15 protein-coding genes and 1 pseudogene are annotated in these 14817 nt (G+C 56.2%); 13 read left to right on the forward strand and 3 right to left on the reverse strand.

The features are described from left to right. Positions 1–184: 184 nt before the first annotated feature. The gene (locus tag DTW90_RS35965) at positions 185–562 is read right to left on the reverse strand and encodes a helix-turn-helix transcriptional regulator (RefSeq protein WP_165928040.1); all 378 of its coding nucleotides are present in this window, start codon (positions 560–562) and stop codon (positions 185–187) included. A 1317-nt stretch (positions 563–1879) separates the two neighbouring features. Here DTW90_RS35965 and DTW90_RS37980 point away from each other — a divergent pair. The 5 genes and pseudogenes from DTW90_RS37980 to DTW90_RS35985 form a co-directional block, all read left to right on the forward strand. After that, positions 1880–2089: pseudogene (locus DTW90_RS37980) on the forward strand (hypothetical protein); the annotation flags it as partial. Positions 2090–2735: 646 nt separating this feature from the next. After that, positions 2736–3014: a hypothetical protein gene (locus tag DTW90_RS35970; protein WP_132528565.1), complete on the forward strand. Its 279-nt coding sequence runs from the start codon at positions 2736–2738 to the stop codon at positions 3012–3014. 30 nt (positions 3015–3044) lie between these two features. After that, entirely contained in the window at positions 3045–3344 is a 300-nt protein-coding gene (locus DTW90_RS35975) for a hypothetical protein (RefSeq protein ID WP_149344854.1), read from the forward strand. A gap of 324 nt (positions 3345–3668) precedes the next feature. Next, positions 3669–3950, forward strand: coding sequence for a hypothetical protein (locus DTW90_RS35980; RefSeq protein WP_132528563.1), 282 nt, complete (start codon positions 3669–3671; stop codon positions 3948–3950). A gap of 261 nt (positions 3951–4211) precedes the next feature. Continuing rightward, positions 4212–4808 (forward strand): hypothetical protein, encoded by a 597-nt coding sequence (locus DTW90_RS35985; RefSeq protein ID WP_149344856.1) that lies wholly within the window; start codon positions 4212–4214, stop codon positions 4806–4808. Between the two features lie 1294 nt (positions 4809–6102). Here DTW90_RS35985 and DTW90_RS35995 read toward each other — a convergent pair. Beyond that, on the reverse strand, positions 6103–6804 hold the full coding sequence (locus DTW90_RS35995; protein ID WP_149344859.1) for an IS6 family transposase: 702 nt from the start codon (positions 6802–6804) through the stop codon (positions 6103–6105). Between the two features lie 382 nt (positions 6805–7186). On the opposite strand from DTW90_RS35995, the gene DTW90_RS36000 reads away from it, so the two are divergent. The 6 genes from DTW90_RS36000 to DTW90_RS36025 all read left to right on the forward strand — a co-directional run bounded on the left by DTW90_RS36000 (position 7187) and on the right by DTW90_RS36025 (position 10655). Continuing rightward, positions 7187–7396, forward strand: coding sequence for a cold-shock protein (locus DTW90_RS36000; protein WP_067966826.1), 210 nt, complete (start codon positions 7187–7189; stop codon positions 7394–7396). Positions 7397–7531: 135 nt separating this feature from the next. Then, a complete protein-coding gene (locus tag DTW90_RS36005) occupies positions 7532–7756 on the forward strand; it encodes a hypothetical protein (RefSeq protein ID WP_149344861.1) in 225 nt (74 codons plus the stop codon). A 32-nt stretch (positions 7757–7788) separates the two neighbouring features. After that, a complete protein-coding gene (locus DTW90_RS36010; RefSeq protein WP_149344863.1) occupies positions 7789–8169 on the forward strand; it encodes a DUF6481 family protein in 381 nt (126 codons plus the stop codon). Positions 8170–8291: 122 nt separating this feature from the next. Next, positions 8292–8567 carry a hypothetical protein gene (locus DTW90_RS36015; protein WP_149344873.1) on the forward strand — a complete coding sequence of 92 codons (276 nt, stop codon included), beginning with the start codon at positions 8292–8294 and terminating at the stop codon, positions 8565–8567. An 813-nt stretch (positions 8568–9380) separates the two neighbouring features. Further along, positions 9381–9593 (forward strand): hypothetical protein, encoded by a 213-nt coding sequence (locus tag DTW90_RS36020; RefSeq protein ID WP_132528529.1) that lies wholly within the window; start codon positions 9381–9383, stop codon positions 9591–9593. A gap of 45 nt (positions 9594–9638) precedes the next feature. Continuing rightward, positions 9639–10655, forward strand: a complete 1017-nt coding sequence (locus DTW90_RS36025; protein WP_149344865.1) for an acyltransferase — start codon at positions 9639–9641, stop codon at positions 10653–10655. 608 nt (positions 10656–11263) lie between these two features. On the opposite strand, the gene DTW90_RS36035 is transcribed toward DTW90_RS36025, so the two are convergent. Then, positions 11264–11902 (reverse strand): acyloxyacyl hydrolase, encoded by a 639-nt coding sequence (locus tag DTW90_RS36035; RefSeq protein WP_149344867.1) that lies wholly within the window; start codon positions 11900–11902, stop codon positions 11264–11266. Positions 11903–12553: 651 nt separating this feature from the next. On the opposite strand from DTW90_RS36035, the gene DTW90_RS36045 reads away from it, so the two are divergent. Further along, positions 12554–12871, forward strand: a complete 318-nt coding sequence (locus DTW90_RS36045; protein WP_149344875.1) for a PepSY domain-containing protein — start codon at positions 12554–12556, stop codon at positions 12869–12871. Positions 12872–12887: 16 nt separating this feature from the next. Then, entirely contained in the window at positions 12888–13487 is a 600-nt protein-coding gene (locus DTW90_RS36050) for a general stress protein (protein WP_149344869.1), read from the forward strand. Positions 13488–14817 lie beyond the last annotated feature (1330 nt).

A 14817-nucleotide genomic window follows, 5' to 3' on the forward strand; every position in this document is an offset into this window, starting at 1 on the left:
GAGCAGCAACGCAACGCCCATGGCGCAAAGATCCAATGGATGTTCACAACCGAAAACGCCCGCCAAAAACTCCGCAAAGCTTACCCTGTCAAAGAGTCATAATCTCTGTGGCCTGGTACTAGTAACGGGCGAGTAGCAAGTTACCAACTGGATTCGATTTCTAGCCGCGGCAAAAGGGCGGCTTCTAGGCCGCTGGGTTTGCGATCGCGACGATGAGCTGCAGGACCGCCGCCCTGATGGCAGGATTTGTTATGGCGATGAACGCCCTCGTAAGGTGCATGCACTCCGACGAGGATATGAACTTCATTGCCTCCGCAGAAAGCCGTGGATCTGACGGGGATGATAAGTCCGATGCTTGAAAGAACACGGCTGGGTTTGTGCCAAGCGCACTTGCGACAGCTTGCAAGCGACTGGCGGAAATTCGGTTCCTGCCTTTTTCGTATTTCTGCACCTGCTGGAAGGTGGTGCCAATTGCGTTGGCCAAGGCCTGCTGGGAAATACCTGACGCTATACGCAGTTCACGAATCTTGGCTCCGACAAGCGCATCTATGGGATCTGCCACTGGCTGCCTCCTGAAATGCCACTGAATTTTCACGCAGCGGCAACTGGGGCCTCGGCGTGAATGGCCCGCATAATTGAATGCGATGAAATTCCGGCGCCTGGCCTTTTGCTCATCTAGGTATCATTGTGAAAAGGAAAACCCATAGCGCAGCGACGTGTCGCAAAGTTGCTGGCAATCTTGAAGGACGCGACTACGATTCACTGAGTCCCGCGGAAGCGATCTGAACCTCTACTTCGCGACACTGATGGGCAGCTGCGCCCTGCGATCTGACGACAGCAGATCCGATATGCGAAAGACGGGCGAGTTACCAAAGACTTAACCCACTGATTTTCACCCGCAACATTTCGAGACGCTGTTCTGCCGCGCAACGTATTCCGCTTTTCAACTGCGGTTGTCTCATTGTGATTGGCGGCTCGCTTGTCTGACAAGTCGAGCAAGCGCAGAAACGCGCAAGCGACGGCGCAACTCTATCCCTCCATCAGGAGTGCCTGACAAAGGACGCTCACAGGGTCTGTGCTTGAGCTGTTGTGGATCGGGATGCCAACAGCGCGCATGACAATGCTACGAAACGGACCGCCGGCCAGCTGCCAGAGCGCCGTCGCCTGCCTAACCGAGCCAGCCGAGCGCCTTTAAAATCTGTACGAGGGTTCAGGCAAGTCCGAAGACCCAGAAAATGAGGATAACAATCGCTGCTATGACGACGGATTTGATCATTCGCATAGGGTTAACAGAATTCGATTGACGACGGTGAAGGAGCCCCGCCCGCAGAGAAGGCCGCTGCCAGAGCTCATCTAATCTGGCAGCGGCCTTCCGCCAGATTGCCCAATCCAGCGTTGCAGACATATCGTGAAACGGAAGTTTTAGGAACTTACCATCGAGCCGGAGGGAGTTACGATATTAAAGCTTGATATTCAACGAAAATTCACGACGCCCGGCAGTTCGGACGTCCGATTGCCTCGACGCGAATTTCTTCCGCGCAAGCCCGTGCATAATCTCCCACAGCTTTTGCTCGACAGTCCGCGATTTACGATGAGCTGATATGAGGCATTTGCGATTGACGTCCCTTTCTCGCGTCCGCGAGATTCCTCTTCAACGGTTGGTAATATCTAAACCGCCCGGATTTCTCCGTCACAGATGAGACTGCCCCTCTGATCGACCGGGCAAAACCGTCAACCGTGGGACGTCGATGTTTCCATCAAACATTATAACAGATTGTGGGAATCGGTGAGCCAGGCACGGGGTGATCACTGTTGGCGTGAGTGGCCGCCATGCTCTGCACACGTAGGAATGTGAGCAAGTTTCAACGTGCCACCTACGGAAGGGACTGCACGCCAAGCCTTTGTTGAGGGCGACCGTCGCTTTGCCGTGCTTTCGGCGAACATGGCGGAGGCAATCCGCATCAATGCCGACGAGTTGGCCCGCGACGATGTTCATTAGCCCAAGCGTGTGCTACAGCAGGCGGCGGCCATGATCTCGCAGTTCAATGCCGTGCATCCCTACCGGATGGCCAGCCACGCAGTCCACTAGCGATGTGAGTCGGCCAGGATTCGGGCCGCCCGCTCCCCGAGCCTATCGACTGTTTAAGTGTGACAGCAACTCCCTCGATCTCCGCTGTTCGGCGGAATTTATCTTTAGATTCGCTCCCCTCTCTCAAGCATGCCGAAGCGGCATGTTTTCGTCTGTGCAGGGCCAGAATTCGCAAGCGTCCCCGCTGAATCGGTAGGGCGACCAACGGTAAATATTCACGAGGAGCTGGTCTGGAAACTCTAGGGCCCGAGGATGCACCGATCGTCAAACGAGCGGCACGCATCGAAGATATTGTTGCGTGCCAACTCGAAGATAAGGAATCCGAGTTCTTTCTTCTTCAACCAGCCATAGGAGGCCCCACGGTTTTATTTTAGGTACCGCACGTTCATCGGGAGACACGGCGTCAATTTCGGTGGGCCCCCGCGCCAGTATCCGTATCGTGCCTGTAATTTCGCGTTTTATCACCATATTCGTCGCTCGACATCGTCGCGAGGGCGCCAGCCATCGGCCGTTGACGCGGAGCCACGGCGATTTTCTTGTCAGGGCCTTGAACGGAAATTCGTCTTTTACCAAATCAGAGGGACCGGCCCTGACCGCCGGCACTCTCAAATTTCGACGAACACATCAGCCAAGACAGGAGGTTCCAATGGCACAGGAGTGGTTTGAGAAGCCCGTTTTCGTCAGGAAAAACTATCGCACGTATGGAAGTGCCTTCAAGGCAATATCGCCGTTTCGCAAGAAGGTCGCTGCCTTCCGGATCGCAATGGGGCATCAACCTCCAAGACGGCGGTCCGCCGATCCCATGGAAGATATTTCAAACCTGATTGCAGGAGCGTCGCTCCTCCTCAAGATCCTATTCAACGTGATCTTTTGGAAGGCAACACACAGCGACCACCCGTCCGACGCGACGCTCAATTGCCAATGACTGCGGGTGAAAGAGATGAGGGTTGCACCGATGAAGTACACATCGATCATTCGTCAAGCTGGGAAAATAGTATCGCTCTCGCTTGCCATATCTACGGCAAGCCTGTTGACCAGTGCGGGTGCGCAAGCTGCGGAGCCCCATGTTTTGAATATCCCTGTCACCCTGATCGACTTTACCTGCGGCGATGGGATGCATTTCGACTATAAACAGGGCTGCGTTATTGACGCTCCCAAACTCAAGAAGGAAGTCACACGCGCACGAGAGGATCGACGGATTCGGCCATCGGGAGACCCCTCGAAGGCCAGACAGACGACACAGACCGAGATCTAAGACACTGGCGATTTTTTTGTCCGAACTTTCCGCTGGGCGGGTGAAGCCGCCCAGCACTGTCTTCGAGCAAGTGCAAGATGGTGGCAGGCTCGGTCGGGGAGCGATCGCCTTAGCGCTGATGCAGATTCCCTCCTGATTGCTACGTGGCTCGCCCACGCTACTGATCGTCCTGAAATCTCTGGGTCGTTCACTCATCGTCGCAATAATATGGCAATTGGGTGGCCTGCAGATGACTGGAAGCGGCGATTCCTGCATCTATTCGCCATCATCGGGTATCATCAGTTCTTCGAAGGCTAGAGACGGTAATTTCAGGCGGAGGTAAGTATGTGGGGCGCAGCGCTTCTTGTCGTTCTCTTGTGGGCAGTGGTCACGGCTCTCGCTGATGGGGCTGTGGGCGGCCTGTTGTTTGCGTTGGCCGCCTCAGTTGCGGGCGCTTTGATCGGAGCTCAGCAGAAATGGAGCGAACATGCGATCTATGCCGCCCAGATGACGGGGCCGGGATTACTGTTATTGGCGCTTTTCGCGTCCAGCCTTATCGACCGTGTCGCCCGCCGTCGCGAACGTTCTTATATGCGCAGCCACGATCGCAGCGACCAAATGATGTGACTGCAAGAAATTGCTCGGCCGGCGAACTGTAATCGGCGCGCTGAGAGTTGCGTGCTTCCGGCCCCGTGATGAGAGGCTCCACCTGCCCTGGTCTTGAGATCATCATCGCTGCCATCAACTTTCCGTGTCCTTAGCTCCCAGCACGGATCCTTTTAGGCTTTGCCACAAAAGTGCCGCTGTTCGGCAAATCCTTGAGGTCGCAGCAGCGCTTTTCGGTTGAGAAGTGAGATTGTTGATTTTTGACACGAGCTGGAGATTGTTATGGAAAGGCTTTGCATTCTCCTCATGGGTTCGGCCATCGCCCTTATGGCGTATGGCAGTGCGGTTGCATCCGAGCGAACGCACGAGTTGATTGTTCGTCTTAGAGACGGTTCTGTTGAGCACATACGCTACTTCGGTGATCAACCGCCAAATGTTAGCTTTAGCGGGGGTACGAGCAGGAATATCGTATCCGCTGATGACGATATCTTCGCGTCGCCTCTCATGGATATTGAGCGGATTTCGGCAGCGTTAGACCAGCAGCAAGCAGCAATCATGCGTATGGCTTTTCCTCTCGGGCCAAGCGCAGATTTGAGGAAGCTGCCCAGCGTAGCGACCGGCTATTCGATCATAAGCACAACATCAGAGGGCAAGACCTGCACGACGCGTCTACGCTACTTTGGCAATGATAGCGATCAGCCCCGCGTGGAAAAGACGTCATCGGGCGACTGCGATGTGGGACACAAATCGAGTGCAAGTGCGGTCAAGCCCGTCGCGCCGCGTCGGCCTGCCGCTTTGCCTGTGACTGGCAAAGCAATCGAAGCAAACTATCGCCGGGATAGCAAGACGAAGACGGTGGAGACAGCTGGTCTTTATTGACGCGAGGATGAACCATTTGCACCGGCGGTATATGACCGCCGGTGGCCCGCTAATTGGCCCCGTGCTGTCACAAGTTTGCTCTCGCGAAAAGCGGCGTACAATTGCATTAGTGCGCAATGGGCGAGAGTCGCGCTTCAAAGACAATTTGGTGAGATACTCTGTGTGCATTCCAGCTTATCGCAGGCGAACGCATCTTTATGCGTTCGCCAGGGCCGTGCAACGTGTTCTTTCAGCAAATCGACGACAGAAACGAAGCGAAATTCTGATGACGCCGGCCACGATCTTACGGTCAAATGTACAGATGTCGCCGGGAACCTGTAATTCGATTTCCGCTTCAAAGATCGCCGCTCGCCCGCCGAGACTTCGCCTTGATCGATCATCACATCGATTCCGGACTCGTTTTCGCTGATATTTCACAGTCTCCGCTCGACAGCCTCGGCAATTCCGATCATAGCCCAAGCGAGGCCGAAAACCCAGACGATAGCGATAGCAATCATCAGCCCTATGATCGAAGAGGGTTCTGATCATGTCTTTTCAAGAACGCTGAAGAAAGAAAGCCCGCCTGGCCGGGGGTAGGAACAGACGGGCTTAGTGAGAGCCATCAGCATGAGGGCGACTCCTAGATACTCCGCTGCTCGTCGATTCGCTTTGCGATTTACGATGAGCTGATATGAAGCATTTGTGATTGACGTGCCTTTTTCGCGTCCGCGAGATTCTTCTTGAACGGGCGGTGAGGCCGTTTCGGCCTTGAGCCCGTGGAGCGCCGAGATTCTGCACGCTAAAATGAAGGCGACGGACTGGGCTTCAGAAGGCGCACAGAAATTCGCGCCTGCGATGAACCAGCAATCTCGTTCCGCGTTCACCTCTACCACGGCGTACGAGGATGACCCATGGACAATCCAAAAATTGCGAGGGTACAAATTCGGCTTCCTGGCGAGGGTGCTTATCGCGAATTGACGTCGAAAGAAGACTTGGATGACGCCTTGATGAAAGAATGGCCTTTCGAAGGATCCTCTCCGGCTCGATATCGGGCTCGGGTCAAGTGCCTTGACGCTATGAATGGGCTTTGCGGGCCGGAAGATGCCAGGACCGCCTTTATAGCTGCATGTCGTGAGGCAGGGATCGACTTTGTCTCCTGATGGTCTGTCTGCCTGAAATGGCGATCCAAATTTTAGCGTCTTTCAGAAGGCTTGCGCTTACACCAGGATTTTGGTGGTCGCGGTGAAGCTGCTGCGGGGCACCGTAAACTTAACGTCGGTTAGGCGACGGGATTCCTCCCTGCTCAATCTGCCGATTATATGCGAGCGATCTCCGGCCACATGTTCATAGCAGCGGCGCGTAGTTGGCGATGATGGCTGGCGGAAATGTCGTGGCGAGGGATGTGGAATAGGTTGGCAATCGGATCGTGAATGGAGATGAAGCGCTGCAACTGTCGCCGTGACTTCAAGCGCTTCATGACCCGCTCTCGCTGTCGCACTGACTGATGGGAATTCTCCGCTCGGTTGTTGAGGCCCTTGTGGGATCGATGCTCGACGCCCGGCATGACCTCTCGTCTTGCGGCGTCATAGGATCGGAGCTTGTCGGTCACCATCACACGTGGCGCACGGCCTTGGCCCTTCAGCAGCTTACGCATCAGGCGTTTGGCTGCCTTGGCGTTGCGGCGGCTTTGCACCAACCTCTCCAGCACAAATCCGTCCTGATCAACGGCGCGCCACAGCCAATGCGTCTCGCCTCGGATCGAAATGACGGCCTCGTCGAGATGCCATTTATCGCCGAGCCGGCCGCACGAACGTTGACGGATCTGGTTGGCGAAGGTGCGGCCGAATTTCTCTGCCCACAGCCGGATCGTTTGATGCGAAACGATGATCCCTCGCGCCGCCAGCATGTCCTCGACCATACGCAGGCTGAGCGGAAACCGGAAATAGAGCCACACGGCATGGGCGATGATTTCGGCGGGAAAACGATGCCGGCGGTAAAGAGGATCTCGGTCAGTCATGGCCGAGCATCCCACATTCAAGTGCATGCTTCGTCAAGTTGACGATACCTCTGAAATACCGTAGCACGTCCACCTTGGATCAGCACCACACCTTCATGACATCCGGCTAATTTTGGCCTTGCTTACAGAACGGGCCACAGGGATCAAGGCTAGATGTAAAGTTCGAGACTGCAACCATATGCTGAATCTGCTTGTCCTGAAAACTAAAAGTTGACAAGGTGCGGCGGTTGGTCCATATATCCACCGTCGATATTTGCTTGCTGAGCTTTGGTTATCGTGCGATTGGCACCGCGCCCTGAACGAACCTTCCTTTCAAAAATCGTTATCACCATCCGCGGCGCGTGAGTGCTGTGGTTCCTCTATCGCTATGAAAGGGTTCATCATGACCACTGGCACAGTTAAATGGTTTAATTCCACCAAGGGCTTCGGCTTCATTCAGCCTGACAATGGCGGCGCTGATGCGTTCGTCCACATCTCTGCCGTCGAACGCGCCGGAATGCGCGAACTCGTCGAGGGCCAGAAGATCGGCTTCGAAATGGAGCGCGACAACAAGTCGGGTAAGATGTCTGCCTGCAATCTGCAGGCCGCTTAAGGCCAATAGGTATCCGCTTTCCTTTGACCACGGATGTACTGGCATTGTTGAGCGCATGATACCAACCGAGGTCAGGCAGATTGCCTGGCCTTTTTTATTGCCACCAGATTTGGCATCTACCTCAGAGGCATCAATATGACGCAGACACACAGCAAATCTCGCCAGCTGGCGGAGATTGCTTTCGGCAATGTTCAATCGCAATTTTTTGCTCGCAACAGCGCCGTGGAAGAGCTCGACTCTCTTACCCGGTCCCGCGAGGAAAAGACCCTGCGGCTTCGCGAAGCACGGCTGGCAAAAGAAGTGCACGACCGTGCGACAGCGACAGCCTCGCTGCTCGCCCGACGAGCGAAAACCCGCTGACCTCTTCGGCAACACAATCCAAGGACAAACGTTTGAAGAACGCTAGAAACAATGAACTCTCCGATCGCCGCACGGCATCAGCGGATGCAAAGACTGCTCTCCTGAATGCCTATCGCACTGCAAAGACCGCGGCGGAGCCAACCAACTTGGCAAGGCAGGCGGAACGTATGGCCATCGCTGGCGCCAGGGAAGAGCGGCGCCTTGAGCGCGAACGGGTGAAGCTCGAGGAGTCGGAGCGCCTGGTGGCCGAGGCAGCCGAACAGCAGGCCGCCATGGCGGCTGCAGCCCGAGCCGAGACTGAAGCGCGCGATGCTCGCGAGAAAAACCGCATCGCACGCGTGGTCGAGGACGAGGCGGCGCGAAAGGCTGAACGCGATCGGCGCTACGCCAATCGCAAAGCAAGACAGGCTTAGGTTCCTGGATCGGCGACACACGTGACCGATCAAACACTCCAGGCTGGTTGACGCGGAATTGCCGTATGAGCGACCAAGCCTTTCCGGGATGGGATATGCCATCCCGTCTCACAGGAGTTTCCATGACAGAAAATACGGGTGAGATACAGACGATCAATACGGCCTGGCAGATTGCGATTCAGGAAATCCTGAGGATGGTCATTCGGGACATGTATCATGCGGACGGGGAGCAGGCCTTTATGGACCACATCAAACGCATTGAAGAGGGTGCGGTCGACAGCATTTATACGGACCTGCGGCTGCGCGGAACGGACGAATGGACAGAGGTGCTCGTTAAAGAAAAGGCGAGCAACTTCGTCACGACGCTGCTGACATCCTTCACATTTGACCGGACCTGACGCGAAGTCATGGGCCATCTCAAGGCCCTGACGTCTCTCGTATTTCTAGCTCAGGATCATCCTAATGTCGGTACCGGCGCGGTCCCGGCCGTGACGCCTTTCTGAAAGGGCGATCCATCTTCAGGGTAAGGCAAGCCGTCCTCGCTCAGTACCATCGGCTTGTCTGTACCGGTTGGCATAGACGTTTCCCTCAGACGAGTTTACTAATTGTCGGGCCGGAGGTTCGAGATGGTTCAAGCGCATTGAACACTCGAGCGAGCAGGCGTCGTAGAATACAACACGCTTTGTGGTGACATCGTTAAACTGATTGGTAGGCTCTAGCTTTCGTCGCTCAATTGCGCGAGTCCCGCGATCTCTCCAGAAACGAAGGGCTTGTGACCCTAGCTACGTGTGCAAGTATAAGGCGAATATGTATTGATCTGGTGCCACGTCGGGGTGGCGCAATTGTAGGCATACACACTAGGGAAAGCCCCTGTCGAAGCACGGCGTGTCAACTGACGCGAAGAATTGACCCCCTCGGGGAATTGAAGAACTAACCCCTCATTGATTGCGGTTTCTTTGGTTTCAAGCGCCGCTTTTGCGCAGCCGACACCGCGCTCGTCTTTGCCTTTCCTACGTGCCCGATAGGGTGCGCACACTCGCGGCATAAACCCCGTACCGGCGCGTTTGATATTGTCCTGAGATACGGCGGAAGGCCCCTTATGGTGCCAGCCTCTTTTTAATCGCGGGAGTGCCGGTTATAGAGGTACCATCATCTTGACCTGGGTAGCCTTACGGACGAGATCCGTGGGTGGAAAAATTCTGCGGGAACCCATGCCATTCTATCTAGTCACTCAAACATCGCTGATCGAGGCCAACGATGAACGTGACGCCGCTCGGAAGGGAATAGACCAGATCCGCTCGGCCGTGCAGGTCAACGTTGCCGTGAAGTCCGATGAAACGACGGTCACTCATATCGTCGTCACCACAATGATCGATGAGCCGCGCCCGGTGCCGCCCGTTGCTCCGGAGGCCGTCGATGCCTGAGGTCGACTGTTTGGCCTATCTGCGTTAATCCTTTTCTGGTGATCAATGCCTATATCCAGGTCCGAAGCTCGGCGCATACGCGCTCTTGACGGTTTGCGCGGCCTGGCAGCGCTTGGTGTCGTGGCCTATCACTATCTCGACACGCCTGCCTATTATGGTCTCCTCGGTGTCGAACTGTTCTTCGTGATCAGCGGGCTGGTGATCCTGATGACGCTGGAGCGCGTTCGCTCGCTCTCCCAATTTGCCATAGGCCGAGCTTGCCGCCTGTATCCTGCTTACTGGCTTTCCGTCGCGGCAGCCGGCCTATTCTTATGGGCAACCGGCCGGACCGCCGGGCAAACCGTCCTCATCAATTCCACGATGCTACAGGCCTTTCTGTACGTGCCCAATCTCATCAGTCCATATTGGACCCTGGCATACGAACTCGTATTCTACGCTGCGATGTCCATTGTGTTTGCGGCCAACCGCTTACGGAATATCGACCTTGTTGCCGTTGCCTGGCTTGCCATCATGATCCTATTCAGAAGCCTCATGCTCCTGACTGGATATGGCTTTCGGCTCTATAACGACTGGATTATCCAGTCTCTGCTCATGCCGCAGTTCGGCCACCTGTTCATCGCCGGCATGATGCTTTACCGGATAAATACCGGCCGGGCGACGATACTGACCTGGGTGGCGCTCGTGCTTTCCGTTCTTTATTCGCTCTTCGGTCGTTCGGATTGGGCGCATATCGGCACGCTCCTCTATTTCTCGGTCAATGGGGTGTTCATCGCCGCCGTGTGGGCCGCCTGGACGGGCCGGGCACGAGCTTTGGCCACGCCATTGCTGGCGGAACTGGGAATCTGCTCCTATTCCCTCTACCTGTTGCACTTGCCCGTGAAGTTGATTTTGAGCCACCTTTTCGGTGAATTGAGCGGGGAGCCATGGTTCCCCTTCATTGTCCTTTTCCCGAGCGCCGTCGGGGCCGCGGTTCTTTCAAGGAGATACGTCGAGCAACCCGCTCAGTTGTGGGTCAGAAAGCGGCTCTCACATGCTCCGGCGAGCGCCGATAAACCCGCCTGAATCGTACGCGCGAATTTTCTATGCGCTTTATGAAGCGTAGTGCTCGGATGCATGAAGCGTCCGCCAATAATTGGTGCTGCAAGGGCTGCAATATTCCTTTTCCAGAAACCACCGCATCAGTTGCAGACGCGGACATTTTCCACGTGATACCCATTATCATATTGGCCTTGCGCTGATGCCAGCATTGTGGGGGAGGAGCGTAATAGCGGGGGCCGCTGTTTTCGATTGCCGTACCAATCGCCAACCAGGCCTGCGGCAATGCCACCGGCAACTAGGCGAAGGGCCGCCCCAGCCGCGATTATCATGCCAGCGCCGGCCATAGAATTCCTGCGTGCTGGCAGCGCCAGGGTCAGTGACAGCGGTGCGGTAACCGCAGCGAAGACGAGCGTTGAAAGAACAATTTTCCTAGCGTACAGGGTGGGGGGTGAACTCGGCTCGACGATCTGGATTCCATCATCAACGGAGCCGTCGATGGCGCAGGCATCCCTGTCAGCCGAGCTGGCTCGTCGGATTCGCGAACGCAGGCTTGTGCCAGTCCTCACGAATTACTAAGCGGTTGGCAACGATGTTTTTGCATATCCGGAAGCCGGCCAAAGCCTACTACGGACTTAGAACTTGTAGCCAACCATGAGACCGGCGCGGGTCATGCCGCCATTCGGGCCATCGCAAAGATTGGCGTGCGAGGAGTGGGCAACCTGGGCCATCAGGCTCCAGTGGCTGTCGAAATTATAGCCAGCGCCGAGATATTCGTGGAAGAGCAGATGACAGCCGAGCTTCGGACCATCGTTTTCGTCCGTCAGGTTGCCGTTGTGGACGACGCCGCCAAAGCCCGCTTCGGTGAAGAAGCCGTTGGGATTTGTCAGTGTCCAGCTCAGGCCACCATAGAGCTGCTGCGCTGCCGTGCGGGTCGTGCCGATCGATGTGCCGATATGGATGCGCGGATGAAGGAGCTGGCCCTTCCAATCGTCGGCGGGATTGTAGCCAAACGGATTGAACAGCAGCATCACATCGGGCATCACGCCGTCTTCGCGATCGTGACCATCCTCGATCGAACCGCTCAAGCCAAAGCGCAATTCATCAAAAATCTTTGCAGCGGTGGGAAGCGCGGGGGCGGCGAGAGGGGCCGAAGCAGGCTGAAAATCGGCACCGGACGCTGGCTGATAGGCAATAGCGACCGAACTCAAAAGCACAAAAGCGGACAATGCGTTTCTCGAAAAACGTTTAACGAGATCGACGTGCAGGCTCATGCAAGAATCCTCAAGAAACCCCCGACTCGCGGGCAGGCTACGCGACTCCTACCATCGCCAACGAGATGTTAAAGAGAGTTCGCATTTCGAAGAGGTATTTGAAAACTCTGATGTAAAACCGCAACAGCAGCTGTTGCGCTAGCAAAATCAGCCATAGCTATCGTAGCTTGCGGAGCCGTCATCGAGTTATCACAGATGGCGGTATGGCATCTCGACAAGGACCCCAGCGAGCCCGAGAACCCAAACGATAGCGAGAGCGAGCATGAGAACTATATCAAGAATGGTTTTGATCATGCGTCTAGTTTTGTCTTGTGGAAATCGATCGACGAAGCGACCCGGTCGCTGGACTATAGGGACTTTTGAATGCCGGGCTCAAATTATATCCTTCCTGTTGAAGCGAACTAGGAGGCGGCCGCCGGACGCACCCTGCGCGCTACCTAAAAGGGGACAGATGCGTCCACACGCCCGTCCATAGCGCCGATGCAGGCTCTGCGCGTGTTTGCGAAAGCTTCGCCGCCGCGGCTGGGCCAATATCAGGCATGCAAGCAGCTCCTGCAGCTATCGGGCTAAAGTCCGATGCTGGAACCAAAAAAACATCAAAGGGTTTATCAAGCGGATCCAATTACGAAGATCCGAGCTAGAGAGGAAACCATGAAAAACATCATTCTTGCTGCCGCATTCATCTCCGTTTCGGCTCTTTCAGCACTTGCTCAAACCGCACCCGCTGCCAACAGCAACGGGAACACGCCCGCAGTTGCTACCCCCGACACGAAAAATCCGACCGCCCCAGTGGAAGGCGCCAACAGCTTTACCGAAGGCCAGGCAAAGGATCGGATCGAAAAAGCAGGTTACACCGGGGTGAAGGATCTCAAGAAAGACGACAAGGGGGTTTGGAATGCCACCGGCATGAAGGATGGCAAAGCCGTTTCGATCGCCCTCGATTATCAGGGCAATGTTGTCGGCAAGTAACCGCAAGGAGGCCATGATGAAAACTGTGACCGGACTTTTTGACGATTACACGGACGCGAGCGCCGCTGTTAGTGACCTCGAATCTGCTGGCGTGCCGTCGAGCGATATCAGCATCGTTTCCAATAATGCCGATAAGCGGCACGGAGATTCGAATGCCGCCGAAGACGCCGGAACTGGCGCCGGGATCGGCGCGGTTGTCGGCGGCGCAGGCGGTCTGCTGACTGGTCTCGGCTTAATGGCGATACCCGGCGTCGGCCCGGTCGTCGCAGCCGGTTGGCTTGCTGCGACCGCAGCGGGCGCTACGGCTGGCGCCGTTGCAGGTGGGGCCGTTGGTGGAATCATCGGCGGACTGACGAGCTCCGGCGTGCCAGAACGAGATGCGCATTTCTACGCGGAAGGCGTGCGCCGGGGCGGCACCCTCGTCACCGCGAAAGTGACTGACGCGATGGCTCCAGAGGCTGAAGCCATTCTCAAACGATCCAACTTGGTCAATCCAACAGCGCGGCGCACGGCCTACGAGCAGCAGGGATGGTCGCGTTTCGACGAAACGCTCGCGCCCTACAATGGCGAGCAGATCGAGCAGGAGCGGCTTCGATATCGCCGCACTGGTACGTAACAATTGTAGGAGGGGCGTCCGTGAGCGCCCTTCTGACTGCTGACAAATCTTTCTGAAACGAGAAACCCGGTTCAGAAAACATTCATGCAAAAGGTGACGAAATCGATGTCGAAAGGATCGAACGGAGGGTTTCGGATGAAAGTGTCTTTGATTGCAGGTGCGCTCCTGCTTGCTGGGATGGCAGCTCCTTCGGTGGATGCGATGCCTCTCTTTGGCAAAATGACCCCGAGTCTTTCGGAGCAACTGCCAGCAGCTGTTCAGGTGGATTACGCATGCGGCCGCGGTTGGCATTTGACACGCTGGGGCTCCTGCCGGCCAAACGAATGGCGCGGACCGCCTCCGGGCTACTGGGGGCATCGGCCGCCCCCGCCCTACGGCTGGCGCGACGAATATCGGCCGCGCTATTGGCATCGGCCGCCTCCCCCCGGCTGGTACTAGGATTCTGTCCTAAATTGGTTTGGTGCTGACCTCGGGTGGCTGGGGTCAGGCCAATTCTTCCAGAGCCAGCGACCGGCTCGCGCCGTTGGAATGGCCGACAAAGACGAGCCCCGCACGTCTCGTCAGCTTTGCCTATTTCGTCAGCGCGATCCGGAGCGTCGTCTGGGTTCCGCGCGCATCTCTCGAGCTAGTTAGGCATCTTGCGGCACTACAAAGACTAGTTAGCGTACCGGCGGGCGCCAAAGTGAGAACGTTTGCGACAACGGAGGCGGCACGATCGACGAGGTTAGACGCCAGGAGCGTCAGCAGCAATAACCCCGGCCCTGTCATTTATGCAGCATAGATCGCTTGTTCGCCCCACTGCGGCCCAGCCCCTGTCAAAGCCCCCACAACCGAAGCTGCTAACGCAAACAAAAGACCCCGATAGCGCATAGTTATTTACGTTGCCAAATGAATTCTTCCGACAACCAGGCGGTAAGGCGCCTGTTGCCAAGTGAGACGCCGCCAACCCACGGAGTTTCTCCGCCTCGCCAGGAAAGCAAGGATCGAAAGCTCGGGATCAACCGTACTGGATTATCGGATTGATCCCGCCGCCTTTCGCAGGCTGTGCGACACTGTTCGCGACTCCCTGAGCCTTCACGGGGTCTGGCGGTTCGCTGAAGAACAGGCCTCCAGTCTGGCCGCTCGGTCCTGGTGTCGGCGTTGGCATACGAGCCGATATTTTGGTTAGTAGCGCGCTTCGCCATCAATAGGGAAACCTCTTCGATATTAGGCGATGTGGACGGATTGCCGCATGTGGCCCCTTTGGGATTCCTGACTTGCACTTAGTCTGATTCATGGAGTGCCGACTGATTTGGAGGTCGGCATGAGCACGAAGATGACAGAAGACGAT

Source organism: Neorhizobium sp. P12A, from assembly GCF_008365395.1.
GTDB lineage: Bacteria > Pseudomonadota > Alphaproteobacteria > Rhizobiales > Rhizobiaceae > Rhizobium.

Excerpts from the sequence above, each read along its gene's own strand:
- DTW90_RS35970 (WP_132528565.1), top strand. The coding sequence starts at position 2,736 with ATGGCACAGGAGTGGTTTGAGAAGCCCGTTTTCGTCAGGAAAAACTAT.
- DTW90_RS35975 (WP_149344854.1), top strand. The coding sequence starts at position 3,045 with ATGAAGTACACATCGATCATTCGTCAAGCTGGGAAAATAGTATCGCTC.
- DTW90_RS35980 (WP_132528563.1), top strand. The coding sequence starts at position 3,669 with ATGTGGGGCGCAGCGCTTCTTGTCGTTCTCTTGTGGGCAGTGGTCACG.
- DTW90_RS35985 (WP_149344856.1), top strand. The coding sequence starts at position 4,212 with ATGGAAAGGCTTTGCATTCTCCTCATGGGTTCGGCCATCGCCCTTATG.
- DTW90_RS35995 (WP_149344859.1), bottom strand. The coding sequence starts at position 6,804 with ATGACTGACCGAGATCCTCTTTACCGCCGGCATCGTTTTCCCGCCGAA.
- DTW90_RS36000 (WP_067966826.1), top strand. The coding sequence starts at position 7,187 with ATGACCACTGGCACAGTTAAATGGTTTAATTCCACCAAGGGCTTCGGC.
- DTW90_RS36005 (WP_149344861.1), top strand. The coding sequence starts at position 7,532 with ATGACGCAGACACACAGCAAATCTCGCCAGCTGGCGGAGATTGCTTTC.
- DTW90_RS36015 (WP_149344873.1), top strand. The coding sequence starts at position 8,292 with ATGACAGAAAATACGGGTGAGATACAGACGATCAATACGGCCTGGCAG.
- DTW90_RS36020 (WP_132528529.1), top strand. The coding sequence starts at position 9,381 with ATGCCATTCTATCTAGTCACTCAAACATCGCTGATCGAGGCCAACGAT.
- DTW90_RS36025 (WP_149344865.1), top strand. The coding sequence starts at position 9,639 with ATGCCTATATCCAGGTCCGAAGCTCGGCGCATACGCGCTCTTGACGGT.
- DTW90_RS36035 (WP_149344867.1), bottom strand. The coding sequence starts at position 11,902 with ATGAGCCTGCACGTCGATCTCGTTAAACGTTTTTCGAGAAACGCATTG.
- DTW90_RS36045 (WP_149344875.1), top strand. The coding sequence starts at position 12,554 with ATGAAAAACATCATTCTTGCTGCCGCATTCATCTCCGTTTCGGCTCTT.
- DTW90_RS36050 (WP_149344869.1), top strand. The coding sequence starts at position 12,888 with ATGAAAACTGTGACCGGACTTTTTGACGATTACACGGACGCGAGCGCC.